Genomic DNA, 14,513 nt, shown 5'->3' with positions numbered 1-14,513 from the left:
ACTTCGGCACCACCTGGCCCTCGTACTACTCCGACGGTGGCGAGGCGCTGCTGGCCTTTCCCGGTGTGCTCGGTCCCAACACGATCCCCGCCACCGTGGTGCTCGACGCGCAGGGCCGGGTGGCCGCCAGCGTCATCGGTGAGGTGCCGTCGTCCCTGACCCTGGTCCAGCTCGTGCAGGACGTGGCCCGACATGGCTGATTGGTTCCACCAGCAGGCGTCGTCCGGGTCCTTGGTGCTCGCGATCCCGGTGGCCCTGATCGCGGGTCTGGTGTCGTTCTGCTCGCCCTGCGTGATCCCGCTGCTGCCCGGCTACCTCTCCTACGCCACCGGACTCTCCGGCGCTGACCTCGAGCACGCGCGCCGCGGTCGGATGCTGGCCGGCTCCGTCCTCTTCGTGCTCGGCTTCTCGGTCGTCTACGTGCTGCTCGGCTGGGTGTCGGGGTCGGTCGGCGCCTGGCTGGTCACCTGGCGCCACCAGCTCGAGATCGTGCTCGGGATACTGACGATCCTGCTAGGGCTGGCCTTCGCCGGCGTGGTGCCGTTCTTCCAGCGTGACTACCGCATCCACTCGGTGCCCGCGGTGGGCCTCGCGGCCGCGCCGCTGCTCGGCTTCCTGTTCGGCGTCGGCTGGACGCCCTGCCTCGGCCCGACCCTGGCCGCGATCACCAACCTCTCGCTCAACGAGGCCACGGCCGGCCGCGGTGCCCTGCTCTCCGGCGTCTACTGCTTCGGGCTCGGGGTGCCCTTCATCGTCGCGGCCCTGGCCTACCGACGCGCGCTCGGCGCGTTCCGCTTCATCCGCCGGCACCAGCAGTGGGTCACCAGGGTCGGCGGCCTGATGCTGGTGCTCGTCGGGCTCGCCCTGATCACGGGCGTCTGGGACCAGGCCGTGCAGTGGCTCCAGCTCCACCTCGTCAACCAGTCGACGGTGGCGGTGTGACGCCGCCGAGCAGTGATGTCCCGACCGGCGCTCCCTCCGACGTCCCGGGCGACATCCCGGCCGACGCCCCGGCGGACGCGGACGACCTGTCCGGGCCAGGTCAGGAGAGCGCGACCTGGCAGCCGAGTGGCGACCGCGACCACCACCGGCGAGCCGGGGAGCTGAGCGCGGTCGAGCTGCTGCGCTGGACGTGGCGGCAGCTCACGTCGATGCGCACGGCGTTGATGCTGCTCCTGCTGCTGGCGCTCGGCGCCATCCCCGGCTCGGTCATCCCGCAGACCGGGGTCGACGCGCTCAAGACCCAGAACTGGCAGGCCGCCCACCCTCGCCTCACGCCGGTCTACCAGCGGTTGAGCCTGTTCAACGTCTACCACTCGGCGTGGTTCGCGGCGATCTACCTGCTGCTGATGATCTCGCTGGTCGGCTGCATCGTGCCGAGGCTCCTGGTCTACTGGCGCGGCTACCGCAAGCAGCCACCGGCTGCCCCGCGCAACCTCACCCGCCTCCCGGACCACGCGTCGTACACCACCGACGAGGAGCCGGACGTCGTGCTCGAGCGGGCCGCCCGGGTCCTCTCGCGCCGCAACCGGGTCTCGACGAGCTCGACCACCGCCGGCCAGGCGGACGACGGCTGGGTCTCGGCCGAGCGCGGGCAGCTCCGCGAAGCGGGCAACCTGCTCTTCCACCTCGCGGTGCTCCTCGTGCTGGTGGGCTTCGGGATCGGCAGCCTCTTCGGCTACAAGGGCGGCGTCATCCTGGTCGTCGGCAACGGCTTCTCCAACCAGCTCACGCAGTACGACGACTTCGACCCGGGGTCGCTGTTCAACGCCGACAAGATGGAGCCGTTCTGCTTCACGGTGCACGACTTCGCGGTGCACTGGATCGACTCGGGCCCCAAACAGGGCCTCGCCACCGGGTTCAAGGCCCCCCTGACCTACCGGGAGAAGTGCGGCTCGACCCCCGCCACGTCGTCGTCCCCGAAGCAGTACGACCTGCGCGTCAACCACCCGCTCAAGATCGGCGGCACGCAGATCTTCCTGATCGGCCACGGGTACGCCCCCCTGGTCACCGTGCGCGACGCCCAGGGCCACAAGCTGACCGACGGCCCGGCGGTCTTCCTGCCCGAGAGCCCCAACTTCCTCTCGTTCGGCGTGGTCAAGGCCTCGGGGCTGAAGGCCGGCCAGGACATCGGGCTCGAGGGCCTCTTCTACCCGACGTTCGCGTCGGTCCAGGGTCAGCCGATCAACATCATGGGCAACGACCGGAACCCCGCCCTCTCCTTGAAGGTCTACGTCGGCGACCTCGGCCTGAACGACGGCGTCCCGCAGTCGGTCTACACCTTGGACAAGTCGGCGATGCACGAGCTGAAGGGGGCCGACGGCAAGGCCTTCCAGCTCGAGCTCTCGCCGGGGCAGACCGTGCAGCTGCCCGACCACGAGGGCTCGGTGACCTTCAACGGCGTCAGGCGCTGGACGCGCCTCCAGATCAGCCGCACACCCGACATCTGGCTGACGCTGCTCGGTGTCGTGCTGGCGCTGGTCGGGCTGCTCGGGTCGCTGTTCATCCGGCCGCGCCGGCTCTGGGTGAGAGCCCGGCGGGGCGACGGCGCCACGCTGGTCGAGGTGGCCGCACTGGACCGGTCGGGAGGCGGTGACCTGGCCCCCGTACTCTCGTCGGTGGTGGAGTCCCTGCGCCAGGGACAGGAAGGAACGCGGGCATGAGCGCCGACCTCGGCATCAGCATCGGGTCCTGGGAGCGCCTCAGCAACCAGGCGATCGCGGCCGCCGGCATCGTCTACTTCCTGGCGGTGACGGCCCATCTCGTTGAATGGAGCGCCCTGCGCTCGGTGCCGGTGCGCGCCGCCGCGCGTGCCGTCGTACCCGCCGGTGGCCCGCCGCTGGGGGCGGACGCCGGCCCGACACCCCCACCCGCGGGCCCGGACGAGTCGGCGCGCTATCGCGTCGCGATGTTCGGCAACCTCGCCTTCAGCCTGACCGTGATCGCGGCCGCGGCCCACCTGCTGGGGGTCCTCGCCCGCGCCGAGGCCGTGCAGCGCGTGCCCTGGGGCAACATGTACGAGTTCACGATCTCCGGCTCGTTCGTGGTCGTCGCCGGGTACCTCCTGCTGCGCAAGCGGCTCGGGCTGGCCTGGATGGGGCCGATCGTCACCGCCCTCGTGCTGGTGCTCCTGATGGTCGCGGTGATGTGGCTCTACACCCCCGTCGAGCCGCTGACGGAGGCCCTGCGCTCACCCTGGCTCGTCGTCCACGTGATGTCGGCGATGATCGCCACCGGTGCCTTCACCCTCGGCGGCATCACCTCCGCGCTCTACCTCGTCCGCGACCGCGCCGAGCGACGCGGCAAGGTGGGCGAGACCGGCTACGTCGCACGGCTGCCCGCGCTGGTCACGCTCGACCGGGTCTCCTACCGGATCCACGCCTTCGCCTTCCCGGTGTGGACCTTCGCGGTGCTCATCTCCGGGCCCATCTGGGCGCACGAGGCCTGGTCGTCGTACTGGAACTGGGATCCCAAGGAGGTCTGCGCGTTCATCACCTGGGTGGTGTACGCCGCCTACCTGCACGCCCGCGCAACAGCCGGCTGGCGTGGCCGCAACGCCGCCATCCTGGCCCTGGTCGGCGTGGCCACGCTGTGGTTCAACTTCATCGGGATCAACTACTTCTCCACGACCAGCCAGCACTCCTACGCCGGCGGCTCCGCGCAGATCAGCCTGCGGGTGCCCTGAGGCCGACGTCAGTCGCTGTCGTCGGGGCCCTTCTTGCGTGAGATCCGCGCGAGGAACTCGTCGTCGTCGTCGGGACCCATCGGCCGGACGTACTCGTCGTCGTGGTGCGGCCGCCTCGGGAAGCCCTCGAGGAGGAACTTCGCGGCGTAGTACGAGCCGACCGCGACGACGACCAGCAGCAGCACGAACCTCCACACGACCCAAAGCCTAGGCCGCACCTGGGCGTTGCGCGTCGTGTCCCGCGGATTCCGGCGCCATCGCGGATCTGACTACCCTGGCGGCGTGAGGGAGTTCTGGACCTATACCGGGCTGCGGCTGCTGTTCTTCGCCGCGTCGATCGTCGTGGTCGGCGGCGCCTGGCTCGCGATCTCCGACTCGGCCAACGTCATGTGGATCTTGGTGATCTCGCTGGTGATCAGCGGCCTCGCGTCGTACTTCCTGCTCGGCTCCCAGCGCGGGGCGCTGGCGCGACACGTCGACGAGCGGGCGCGGCGGGCGACGGAGAAGTTCGAGGAGCTGAAGGCCAAAGAGGACGCCGACTGACGCGAGCCGCTACTTGCGGCGGCCGATCTGGCGGTTGATGCGCGACTCGGACTGGCCCAGGATCTTCGCCAGGAGCGGCACCCGCAGCTTCCACAGCAGGAAGCCACCGACGACGATCACCAGCAGGATGACGAACCACATGTCCCCAATGTAGCCGTCCGGTGTGCGCTCACCCGCCGATCGCGAGACCGACCAGCAGGCCGAGCCCGAAGACCAGCTCGGCGAGGCCGGTCAGCTGGAGCACCGGGACCAGGCCCGGACCCACGGCCTTGGACCGGATCACCCGGACGGCGCGCGCTGCCGGCAGGGCGTACGCCAGCGCCAGCAGGGCCCACCACGTTGTGGTGGCCGCGACGCCGACCAGCGACACCAGCGCCAGCAGGACGAGCAGGAGGTAGAACGCCCGAGTCCGGGCCTCGCCCAGCCGGACGGCGAGCGTCAGCTTGCCCGAGCCACGATCGGTGGGGATGTCGCGCAGGTTGTTGGCGACCAGCAGCGCACAGGCGATCGCGCCGATGCCGACCGCGGCGAACACCTCGGGACGTTCGATGTCGCGCGTCTGGACGTACGACGTGCCGATCACGGCGACGAGCCCGAAGAACACGAACACCATCACCTCGCCGAGCCCGAGGTAGCCGTAGGGCTTGGAGCCTCCGGTGTAGAACCACGCCGCGAGCACGCAGAGCGCCCCGACGAGCACGAGCCACCAGGCGGTGGTCGCCGCCAGCACGAGACCGGCCACGGCCGCGACGCCGAACGCCGCGAAGGCGGCCCGCTTGACCGCGCCGGGTGAGGCGGTGCCGGAGCCGACCAGACGCATCGGACCGACCCGGTCGGCGTCGGTGCCGCGGATGCCGTCGGAGTAGTCGTTGGCGTAGTTGACGCCGACCTGGAGCGCCAGCGCCACCACCAGGGCGAGCAGGGCCTTCCACCAGAGCACCGCGTCGTCGTACGCCGCGACGCCGGTGCCGGCGAGCACCGGTGAGATCGCGGCGGGAAGGGTGCGCGGGCGCGCGCCGGCGACCCAGTGGGCGATCGTGGGCGCGGCGGCGTGACCGGGGGACGGCATGGGCGGGATTCAAGCAGCCCGGCGCCGACGGCTACCGTGCGGGGCGTGACACTGCGGCTGAACGGCGAGGCCGAGCGCGACGTCGACGCGGTCGCCGCCTGGCTCGACGCCGACGACCCGGGCCCGGTGCTGGTCGCGACGTCCGGCTCGTCGGGGGCGCCGAAGCAGGTGGTGCTGTCGCGTGCCGCCGTGCTCGCCTCGGCCGCGGCCTCGGCCGCCCGACTCGGTGGGGCCGGGCCCTGGCTGCTGTGCCTGCCCTCGTCGTACGTCGCCGGCTTGAACGTCGTCGTGCGCTCGCTGGCCGCGGGGTTCCTTCCGACGCCGATCGGCGAGCGCTCGCCCTCGGAGGTGGAGTGGTCCGGCGACGGCCCGGGCTACGTCTCGGTGGTGCCGACTCAGCTCCTCCGCTGGCTCGACGCGCCCGAGGAGCGCGCGGCGCTGGCGGCGTATCGCGCGGTCCTGGTGGGCGGCGGCCCGGTCGACGCCTCGTTGCGGGAGCGCGCCGCCGGCGCGGGCATCCGGCTCGTCGCGACCTACGGCATGGCCGAGACCTGCGGCGGCTGCGTGTACGACGGGTTGCCGCTGGACGGCGTGGGCCTCGCCGTCGGCGTCGACGGGCGCGTGCGGCTCAGCGGTCCGACGCTGTGCGAGGGGTATCTCGACGACCCCGCGGCGACGGCGGCGGCGCTCGTCGACGGCTGGTTCCTGACCGCCGACGCCGGCCGGCTCGACGAGGACGGGCGGCTGCACGTGCTGGGCCGCGTGGACGACATCGTCGTCAGCGGTGGCGTCAACGTGCCCACCGGGGCTGTCGCCGCGCGGCTCCGCGAGCATCCGCGCGTGCAGGGAGCCGAGGTCGTCGGGCTGACCGATGCGGAGTGGGGAGGCCGGGTGGTCGCGGTCGTCTCGCTGGCCGACCCAAGCGCGAGCCTCTCGCTCGACGACGCCCGGGACTGGGTCTCGCAGCAGCAGCCCCGTGCCTGGGCGCCGCGCCAGCTGCTCGTCGTACCCGCCCTTCCGATGCTGGCCAACGGCAAGGTCGACCGGCTGGCGGTCAGGGCGCTGGCGGGTGGCGACCGATGAGAGTCTTCTCGATCCCGATGACGACGCGCTTCCGCGGCATCACCGTCCGCGAGGGCGCGCTCGTCGAGGGCATCTCGTCGTCGGGTGAGCCGGCGTGGGGGGAGTGGAGCCCGTTCACGGAGTACTCCGCCGAGGTCGCCGAGCCGTGGCTGCGCTGCGCCGAGGAGGCGGCCGCGGGCGACTGGCCCGCAGCCGTGCGGGCGTCGGTGCCGGTGAACGCGACGGTCCCGGTCGTCTCGCCCGAGGTGGCGCACGGGCTCGTAGTCCGCTCGGGCTGCTCGACGGCCAAGGTCAAGGTCGCGGACCCGGGCTCGATCCTCGCCGACGACCTGGCCCGGGTCGAGGCCGTCCGCGACGCACTCGGGCCCAACGGGCGGATCCGGGTCGACGCCAACGGTGCCTGGTCGGTCGAGCAGGCGGTTGCCGCGGTCGCCCTGCTCGACGCTGCCGCCGGCGGTCTGGAGTACGTCGAGCAGCCGTGCGCGACGGTAGAGGAGCTCGCTGCGCTGCGCCTCCGCGTCGACGTTCCCGTCGCTGCCGACGAGTCGATCCGCCGAGCCGAGGACCCGTACCGGGTCAGGGACCTGGAGGCCGCCGACATCGCCGTTCTCAAGGTGCAGCCCCTGGGCGGCGTACGAGCGTGCCTGCGGATCGCCGAGGAGATCGGCCTGCCGGTCGTCGTCTCCTCCGCCCTGGAGACCTCGCTCGGCCTGGCCGCTGGGGTCGCCCTGGCGGCCGCGCTCCCGACGCTCGACCACGCCTGCGGCCTGGCGACGCGGGCACTGCTCACCGGCGACGTGGCCACACCCGAGCTGGTCCCGGTCAACGGCGCGCTCCCGGTCGTCGTCCCCACGGTCGTGCCGGCGCTGCTCGACGCCCACGCCGCCTCCCCGGAGCGGATGGCCTGGTGGGAGCGGCGGCTCACCGAGGTCGCGGCGGTGCGGAAGACTCAGCGGCCGTGACGACCTCGACCGAGCTGGCCCGTGCTGTCGTCGGGCATCTGGTCGAGAACGGCGTCCGCGAGATCGTGCTCGCGCCCGGGTCCCGCAACGCGCCGCTGGCCTTCGCGGCCTTCGACGCCGCGGAGGCGGGCCTGGTGCGACTGCACACGCGGATCGACGAGAGGTCGGCCGGCTTCCTGGCCCTGGGGCTGACCAAGCAGCGGTCCTCGGCTGCCGTGATCTGCACGTCCGGCACCGCGGTGGCCAACCTGCACCCGGCGATGCTCGAGGCCGTCCACGCGGGGGTGCCGCTGATCGCGGTCACCGCCGACCGCCCGGCCCGGCTGCGCGGCACCAACGCCAACCAGACCACCGACCAGGTCGGCATCTTCGGACCCCTCGTGCACACGGTGGACGTCACCGGCGGGACCTACCCCGACCCGGAAACCCGGCTGGGTGGGCCGCAGGCCCCCGTCGGTGCGCCGGTGCATCTCAACGTCTGCCTCGACGACCCACTCACCCCGGCCGAGCGCTGGCGCCCCGAGCTGGAGGTCGGCGCGACGTGGGCGAGTCTCGCGGAGCCGCTGGGCCTGACGAAGATCCCGCACGGCCCGCGCACCGTCGTCGTGGCCGGTGACGACTCCGGCCGGCGTGCGCGTCAGCTGGCCGAGCGGGCCGGCTGGCCGCTGTTCGCCGAGCCCTCCAGCGGCTCGCGCACGGGCACCCACGCCCTGCGCTGCTACCGCCTCCTTCTCGACGGCGAGCTGGGTGCTCAGGTCGAGCGCGCCGTCGTCTTCGGCCACCCGACCCTCTCGCGCCCGGTCTCGCGACTCCTCGCGCGCACGGACGTGGAGGTCTGGGCCCGCCCCTCCGGCGTCTGGGGTGCACTGCCGGTGGCGGCCGACCAGGAGTTCGCCCACCTCGACGTCGACGAGTCCGCGGACACCGCGTGGCTCGACGCCTGGCTGTCGGCCGATCGGCACGTGGGCCGCCGGCTCGACGCGCTGCTGGCAGCCGAGCCCCGGCTCACGCCGTACGACGTCGCGGGTGCGGTCGCCGGTGCCCTGCCGCCGGGTGGCCTGCTGGTCGTCGGCTCCTCCAGCCCGATCCGCGACCTCGACCTGATGGTGCCGCGCTACGAGGTGGGCGCCCGGCGCAAGGTGATCGCCAACCGCGGCCTCTCCGGCATCGACGGGGTCGTCTCCACCGCCGTCGGTGCGGCGCTGGTGCGCGACTCCGCGCGCAGCCTCGCGCTGCTCGGCGACGTCACGTTCCTGCACGACGCCAACGGGCTCGTGATCGGACCCGACGAGCCGCGGCCAGACCTCACGCTGGTGGTGGCCAACGACGACGGGGGCTCGATCTTCGCCACGCTCGAGCAGGGTGCCGAGGAGTACGCCGACCGGTTCGACCGGCTGTTCGGCACGCCGCACGGCGTCGACCTGGCCAGCCTCTGCGCCGCGACCCGGACGCCGCATCTGAGGGTGACCAGCCGGGTCGAGCTCGAGCACGCCCTGGCGAGTCCGAACGGCGGCATCGAGGTGGTCGAGGCCGTGGTGGGCCGCGAGGACCGGCGCGCGCTCGACGCGCGGATCCGGGCTCTCGCAGACGCTCTGTGACGCTGGGGGCCCAGCAGCGCAATCCGGATCAAGAGGACGGCGTCCCGCACGGGGCACGATGACCCCATGACCGTCGCCACCGACACCTTCGCCGACTTCGTCGACGGGCTCGCCGGCGCGCTCGACGACCATGAGGCGACCGGCGCCGACTGGGCCGCTCGCCATCACTTCTCGCGATTCCACTTCGACCGGATGATCCGGTCGGTGGCGGGCGAGGCGCCGCAGACGCTGCGTCGGCGCGTCCTGCTCGAGCGCGCGGCGTACCGCATGATCACGACGAAGGCGCCGCTGATCGACATCGCCGTCGAGGCGGGCTACTCCTCGCACGAGGCCTTCACCCGAGCCTTCGCCAAGGCCTTCGACGCGACGCCGCGCGAGTGGCGCAAGAAGCCGGGGCACATCCAGCGCGGCGGACCCGACCTCGTGCACTTCGTACCACCCGGCAGCATCCGGCTGCCCTCGAGAGACAAGGTGAGTCCCATGGAGCTGCTGGAGAAGATGGTCGACCACCACGTGTGGCTGACCGGTGAGATGGTGCGGGTGGCGAGCCGCCTGACCGACGACCAGCTGGACGAGACGATCGGCCTGGCCGTCGACGAGGACGAGCAGACCGTCCGGTCCCTGCTGAGCCGCCTGATCGGACAGATGGGGATGTGGAACGCCGCGATGGCCAACCGCGAGTACGACTGGAGCGTCGAGGAGCACGAGTCGCTGACCTCGATGCGTCAGCGGCTGGAGGTCGAGGGCTCGCGCTACGTCGCCCATGTCCGCGAGGTCTCCGCTGCCGGGCGGCTCGACGACACCTTCGTCGACGCCCTGTGCGAGCCCGCGGAGGTGTTCACCTACGGCGGGATGATCGCGCACGTGCTCACCTTCGCCGCCCACCGACGGACGCTGGTCGTCCTGGCCCTGGACCACCACGGCCTCGGCGAGCTGGGCTGGGGCGACCCGATGCGGTGGGTCGCCGAGCCGGCCTGACCGCCGGCTCGACCACCGGCTCGTCGTCGCGCCGGGCCCCCGCCCGGGCAGTGGGCGACTCGGTCCCGCGGGACCAGACACAATGACGCCGTGGAGATCGCCTTCGAGCTCGTCGCCCTCGCGATCGTCGTGCTCGCCGGCACGGCGCTCGCGGAGCGCATCGGCCTCCCCGCCCCGCTCGGGCTGATCGTGGTCGGCGTCGCCGCGTCGTACGCGCCTGGGGTGCCGACGGTGCACCTCAGCTCCGACGTCGTCCTGCTCGGGCTGCTGCCGCCGTTGCTGTACTCCGCGGCGATCGGGACCTCGCTGGTCGACTTCAACGCCAACCGGCGCTCGATCCTGCTGCTCAGCGTCGGCCTCGTGGTGTTCACCACCTCCGGCATCGGCCTCCTGGTGCACGCGCTGCTGCCCGGCGTCACGTGGTGGGCGGCGTTCGCGATCGGCGCGGTCGTCGCGCCTCCCGACGCCGTCGCCGCGACCGCCATCGGACGCCGGATCGGCCTGCCGCGCCGGATCGTGACGATCCTGGAGGGCGAGTCGCTCCTCAACGACGCGACCGCGCTGGTCGCCCTCCGCACGGCCGTCGCGGCGGGGGCCGGCGGCGTCGAGCTGTGGCGGGTCGGTACCGACTTCCTGGTCGCCTCCATCGGCGGCGCCGCGATCGGCGTCGCGGTGTTCGTCGTGGTCGCGCGGCTGCGCCGGCACGTGACCGACCCGATCCTCGACACGGCGATCTCGTTCGTCGTGCCGTACGCGACGTACATCCTCTCCGAGGAGGTGCACTCCTCCGGCGTCGTCAGCGTCGTGGTGACCGGGCTGCTGCTCGGCCACAAGGCGCCGATCATCCAGACCGCCCAGTCGCGCATCGCGGAGCGGATGAACTGGCGCACCATCGCCTACTTCCTGGAGAACACCGTCTTCCTGCTGATCGGCCTCCAGGCGCAGTGGATCCTCGAGGACGTCCGGAACGGCGGGGTCTCGGCCGGCCGGGTCGTCGCGGTCTGCGTCCTGACCCTGCTGGCGGCGGTCGTGCTGCGGATCGTGTGGGTGTTCTTCGCCCGCTACCTGCTGGTGCGCCCCGGCCCCGACCCGACCACCGGCCAGCTCCCGCCCGCGACCTTCACGTTCCTGCTCGGGTGGGCGGGGATGCGCGGGGTGGTGACGCTGGCCGCGGCGTTCGTCATCCCCGTGAGCGCGCCGCACCGTGAGGTGCTGCTGCTGGTCGCGTTCACCGTGGTGGCCGGCACCTTGTTCGTGCAGGGCCTCTCGCTGCCGATGCTCGCGCGCCGGCTGCGGGTGCCGTCTCCCGACCCGATCGAGGACGCGCTGGCCCGGGCGACGGTCCTCCAGCAGGCGTCGAAGGCCGGGTTCAAGAAGCTGCACGACCTGGAGTACGACGACCGCAACGGCGTCTTCGCGCTGATCAAGCAGCGCATCGAGCAGCGCAACTTCGCGGCCTGGGAGCGCCTCGGCACCGCCGCCGACCAGGAGACGCCGAGCGAGCTCTACACGCGGGTGCGGCTCGCGATGATCGCGGCCGAGCGCGAGCGGGTGCTCGACATCCGCAAGTCCGGAACCGTGGCCAGCGAGGTCGTCAGCGACGTGCTGTCGATGCTCGACGTCGAGGAGTCGATGCTCGACATCAGCCAGGAGCGCCGCGGGGAGGTCCGGCTCACCGCGGCCCATCGTCGTACCGGAGACTCGTGCGCCGACCTCGACGCGTTCCCGCCGGTGGAGACGGTGGAGAACCCCGAGTGCCCCGACTGCCTGCGCGAGGGGACCGTCTGGGTGGCCCTGCGCCAGTGCCTGGTGTGTGGCAACGTCGGCTGCTGCGACTCCTCGCCTCGCCGCCACGCCACCGAGCACTTCCACGACTCCCAGCACCCGGTGATGGAGTCGGCCGAGCCCGGCGAGGACTGGCGCTGGTGCTACCTCCACCACTCCACCGCCTGACTCCCGCCCCCCCGGGGGCTCCAGGCAGGTCATAGGGTGACCGGGTGCGGATCACGAAGCTCGGCCACTCCTGCGTCCGGCTCGAGTACGACGAGACGGTGGTGGTCCTCGACCCGGGGATGTTCACCGATCCCGAGGCGGTCGACGGAGCCGACGCGGTCGTGATCACCCACGAGCATCCCGACCACTACGTCTGCGACCACCTCGCCCGGACCGACGCCCCGATCTTCACGATCGAGGCGGTCGCGGCGAGGATCCGCCAGGACGCTCCCGAGGTGGGCGAGCGGGTGACGACGGTGTCGCCGGGTGAGCGCTTCGACCCCGGCATTCCCGCGGAGGCCGTCGGCGAGCTGCACGCGGTGATCCACCCCGACCTGCCGCGCTTCTACAACTCCGGCTACGTCTTCGACCTCGGGGGTACGACGGTCTACCACCCCGGCGACGCACTGACCGTGCCCGGGCAGAGGGTCGACGTGCTGTGCGTGCCGGTCTGCGCGCCGTGGATGCGGGGCGCCGAGGGGATCGACTTCGCCCGCGCCGTCGGGGCGCCGTACAACCTCGCGATCCACGACCGCATCTACTCCGAGGCCGGCCTGACCATCATCGACGGGCACTACGGTCTGCTGCTGCCCGACACGTCGAGCTACCACCGCATCCCCGACGGGGCCGACCTCGACCTCGACCCCGTCTGACTGCGGCGGCCGCTCGCGTCAGCGGACCAGCAGGCAGAACGGATGGCCTGAGGGGTCGGCCAAGACGTACAGCGCCTCGTCGTCCTCGTCGGCGGTGCGGTCGAGCAGGACCCTCGCGCCCAGGGCGAGCGCGCGATCGCGCTGCCGCCCCAGCTCGGCAGCCGTGGAGACCGAGAGGTCGACGTGCAGCTGCATCGGAACGTCGTGCTCCGGCCAGGTGGTCGGCTCGAGGCGGGCCACCTGCTGGAAGGCGAGCTTGCGTCGCCCCTCGTCGTCCATGAGCACCAGCCAGTCGGCGCCGTCGGGTCCCTCCGAAGGGACCTCGTCCCCGGGTCGGTACCGGAGCCCGAGCAGCTCCCGGTAGAACTCCGCGAGCCCTCGGCAGTCGGTCGTGTCGATCGCCGTATGCATCAGGTGCGGGTACTCGTCCATCCTGCGACGCTAGTCGCGTCCTGCTCAGGCTGAGAGGTCGGCGGCCTGGACTTCCTGGCCCGAGTTGTCACTTCCTGGCCGCTGCAACCCCCAGGAAGTGCCAAATCCCCCGCTGAAGCGGGGGATTTGGCAGCAGGGATTTGGCAGCAGGGACTTGGCAGCAGAGCCTTGGCAGGGGCCACCCCCCAGAGGGTCAGCCGGCGGCGAGGGAGTCGCGCACGGGGACGAACTTCGCCTGGGTCTCCGCGAGCTCGGCCTCGGGGTCGGAGTCGGCGACGATGCCGCAGCCGGCGAAGAGCCGCACGGTGTTGCCGGCGATCTCCGCGGACCGCAGGGCGATGCCCCACTCGCCGTCCCCGGAGGTGTCCATCCAGCCGACCGGGCCCGCGTAGCGACCGCGCTCCATGCCCTCGATCTCGGAGATCAGCGCGACCGCTGCCGTCGTCGGGGTGCCGCCGACCGCGGCCGAGGGGTGCAGCGACGCCGCGAGCTGGAGCGAGGAGACCGTCGTGGCGTCGTGCACGACGCCGGCGATGTCGGAGGCGAGGTGCATGACGTTGGGCAGGTGCAGGACGAACGGCGTCTCCGGCACGGTCATCGACGAGCAGTGCGGCTCGAGCGCGTCGGCCACCGAGCGCACGGCGTACTCGTGCTCGGCGTGGTCCTTGGTCGACCTTGCCAGCGCGGCGGCCAGCGCGAGGTCGCGCTCGTCGTCGCCGGTGCGCCGGATCGTCCCGGCCAGCACCCGCGAGGTCACCAGGCCGCGCTCGCGACGCACGAGCATCTCGGGGGTGGCACCGAAGAGCCCGTCGACGTGGAAGGTCCAGCACATCGGGTAGCTGGTGACCAGGCGACGCAGCGGCCAGCGCACGTCGATCCGGCTCGCCGCCGTCGCCACCAGGTCACGGGCGAGGACGACCTTGCCGAGGGCGCCGGCGGTGATCCGGCGGACGGCCTCGGCGACCACCGCCATCCAGTGCTCGCCGTCCATCGCGCCGTCGCTGAAGACGACGTCCTCGGGCGCGTCCGCGACCTCGCTGCGCCCGGCGTACGACGCGTCGTCGACCAGGGTGAGCCACGTGCGCCCGGACCGCCGGCCGACGACGACCCGGGGCACGGTGAGCACGGAGTCGCCGGGGTCGTCGGCGAACGCGAAGGACCCGAAGCAGACCAGGCCGGTGCCGGGCTCGTTCACGTCGTCGCGGATGTCGGCCCGCGCCACCGTCTCGGTCCACCACTTGTCGGCGTCGGAGAAGCGGGTGATGCCGCGCGGCCGGATCTCGGCCGCGACTCCCCATCCGACGAGGCCCTCGTCGCGTCGCAGCCACGTCACCGCCTGGTCGGCCGGAAGAAGGTCGAGAAGGGGGTCGTCGTCGTCGATCTCGGTCGTCCGGACCGAGAGACCGGGTGACTCGGGGGTGGCCATCGGGCTCGTCACAGTCGGGAAGCGTACCCGGCGGTAGCCGTCGACCACGTCTCGAAGGCTGGTCGTGTCGGCAAGGTCACGCCGTGACCAGC

The 14,513-nt window shown here is 72.3% G+C and carries 16 protein-coding genes; 11 read left to right on the top strand and 5 right to left on the bottom strand.

All coding sequences use genetic code 11. The annotated features are described in order from the left end of the window. The 4 genes from VHW64_RS20205 to ccsB all read left to right on the top strand — a co-directional run. On the top strand, positions 1-200 hold a 200-nt coding region (locus VHW64_RS20205), incomplete at its 5' end, for a TlpA family protein disulfide reductase (protein ID WP_414690554.1). Then, positions 193-942 (top strand): cytochrome c biogenesis CcdA family protein, encoded by a 750-nt coding sequence (locus VHW64_RS20200; protein WP_329652371.1) that lies wholly within the window; start codon positions 193-195, stop codon positions 940-942. The genes VHW64_RS20205 and VHW64_RS20200, both read left to right, overlap by 8 nt. Beyond that, a complete protein-coding gene (resB, locus tag VHW64_RS20195) occupies positions 939-2,663 on the top strand; it encodes a cytochrome c biogenesis protein ResB (protein ID WP_329652370.1) in 1,725 nt (574 codons plus the stop codon). The genes VHW64_RS20200 and resB overlap by 4 nt, the downstream gene beginning before the upstream one ends. Then, on the top strand, positions 2,660-3,685 hold the full coding sequence (gene ccsB, locus VHW64_RS20190) for a c-type cytochrome biogenesis protein CcsB (RefSeq protein WP_329652369.1): 1,026 nt from the start codon (positions 2,660-2,662) through the stop codon (positions 3,683-3,685). Before resB ends, ccsB begins: the two co-directional genes overlap by 4 nt. Positions 3,686-3,693: 8 nt before the next feature. Here ccsB and VHW64_RS20185 read toward each other — a convergent pair whose 3' ends face one another. Continuing rightward, positions 3,694-3,882 (bottom strand): hypothetical protein, encoded by a 189-nt coding sequence (locus VHW64_RS20185; RefSeq protein WP_329652368.1) that lies wholly within the window; start codon positions 3,880-3,882, stop codon positions 3,694-3,696. A gap of 85 nt (positions 3,883-3,967) precedes the next feature. On the opposite strand from VHW64_RS20185, the gene VHW64_RS20180 reads away from it, so the two are divergent. Continuing rightward, positions 3,968-4,228, top strand: coding sequence for a DUF4229 domain-containing protein (locus VHW64_RS20180; protein WP_329652367.1), 261 nt, complete (start codon positions 3,968-3,970; stop codon positions 4,226-4,228). 9 nt (positions 4,229-4,237) lie between these two features. Here VHW64_RS20180 and VHW64_RS20175 read toward each other — a convergent pair whose 3' ends face one another. Then, entirely contained in the window at positions 4,238-4,369 is a 132-nt protein-coding gene (locus tag VHW64_RS20175) for a hypothetical protein (protein ID WP_329652366.1), read from the bottom strand. A gap of 28 nt (positions 4,370-4,397) precedes the next feature. After that, complete coding sequence (locus tag VHW64_RS20170) at positions 4,398-5,297, bottom strand: 1,4-dihydroxy-2-naphthoate polyprenyltransferase (RefSeq protein ID WP_329652365.1); 900 nt, start codon at positions 5,295-5,297, stop codon at positions 4,398-4,400. Positions 5,298-5,342: 45 nt separating this feature from the next. Here VHW64_RS20170 and VHW64_RS20165 point away from each other — a divergent pair, with 45 nt between their 5' ends. The 6 genes from VHW64_RS20165 (at position 5,343) to VHW64_RS20140 (ending at position 12,563) form a co-directional block, all read left to right on the top strand. Then, positions 5,343-6,380, top strand: a complete 1,038-nt coding sequence (locus VHW64_RS20165; protein ID WP_329652364.1) for an AMP-binding protein — start codon at positions 5,343-5,345, stop codon at positions 6,378-6,380. Then, complete coding sequence (locus tag VHW64_RS20160) at positions 6,377-7,342, top strand: o-succinylbenzoate synthase (RefSeq protein ID WP_329652363.1); 966 nt, start codon at positions 6,377-6,379, stop codon at positions 7,340-7,342. The genes VHW64_RS20165 and VHW64_RS20160 overlap by 4 nt, the downstream gene beginning before the upstream one ends. Further along, positions 7,339-8,940 carry a 2-succinyl-5-enolpyruvyl-6-hydroxy-3-cyclohexene-1-carboxylic-acid synthase gene (gene menD / locus VHW64_RS20155; protein WP_329652362.1) on the top strand — a complete coding sequence of 534 codons (1,602 nt, stop codon included), beginning with the start codon at positions 7,339-7,341 and terminating at the stop codon, positions 8,938-8,940. Before VHW64_RS20160 ends, menD begins: the two co-directional genes overlap by 4 nt. 66 nt (positions 8,941-9,006) lie before the next feature. After that, complete coding sequence (locus VHW64_RS20150; RefSeq protein ID WP_329652361.1) at positions 9,007-9,918, top strand: AraC family transcriptional regulator; 912 nt, start codon at positions 9,007-9,009, stop codon at positions 9,916-9,918. Positions 9,919-10,008: 90 nt separating this feature from the next. After that, positions 10,009-11,871, top strand: coding sequence for a Na+/H+ antiporter (locus tag VHW64_RS20145; protein WP_329652360.1), 1,863 nt, complete (start codon positions 10,009-10,011; stop codon positions 11,869-11,871). A 44-nt stretch (positions 11,872-11,915) separates the two neighbouring features. Then, positions 11,916-12,563: an MBL fold metallo-hydrolase gene (locus VHW64_RS20140; RefSeq protein ID WP_329652359.1), complete on the top strand. Its 648-nt coding sequence runs from the start codon at positions 11,916-11,918 to the stop codon at positions 12,561-12,563. Between the two features lie 18 nt (positions 12,564-12,581). On the opposite strand, the gene VHW64_RS20135 is transcribed toward VHW64_RS20140, so the two are convergent. Together VHW64_RS20135 and VHW64_RS20130 are read right to left on the bottom strand one after the other, a co-directional pair. Beyond that, positions 12,582-12,995 (bottom strand): VOC family protein, encoded by a 414-nt coding sequence (locus tag VHW64_RS20135; protein WP_329652358.1) that lies wholly within the window; start codon positions 12,993-12,995, stop codon positions 12,582-12,584. A 193-nt stretch (positions 12,996-13,188) separates the two neighbouring features. After that, on the bottom strand, positions 13,189-14,421 hold the full coding sequence (locus tag VHW64_RS20130) for an isochorismate synthase (RefSeq protein WP_329652377.1): 1,233 nt from the start codon (positions 14,419-14,421) through the stop codon (positions 13,189-13,191). Positions 14,422-14,513: the final 92 nt, after the last annotated feature.

This window comes from Nocardioides sp. (assembly GCF_036267815.1).
In the GTDB taxonomy this organism is placed as follows: Bacteria; Actinomycetota; Actinomycetes; order Propionibacteriales; family Nocardioidaceae; genus Nocardioides.
Note: the sequence above shows the minus strand (reverse complement) of the source record. Positions and strands in the feature narration are given on the sequence as shown.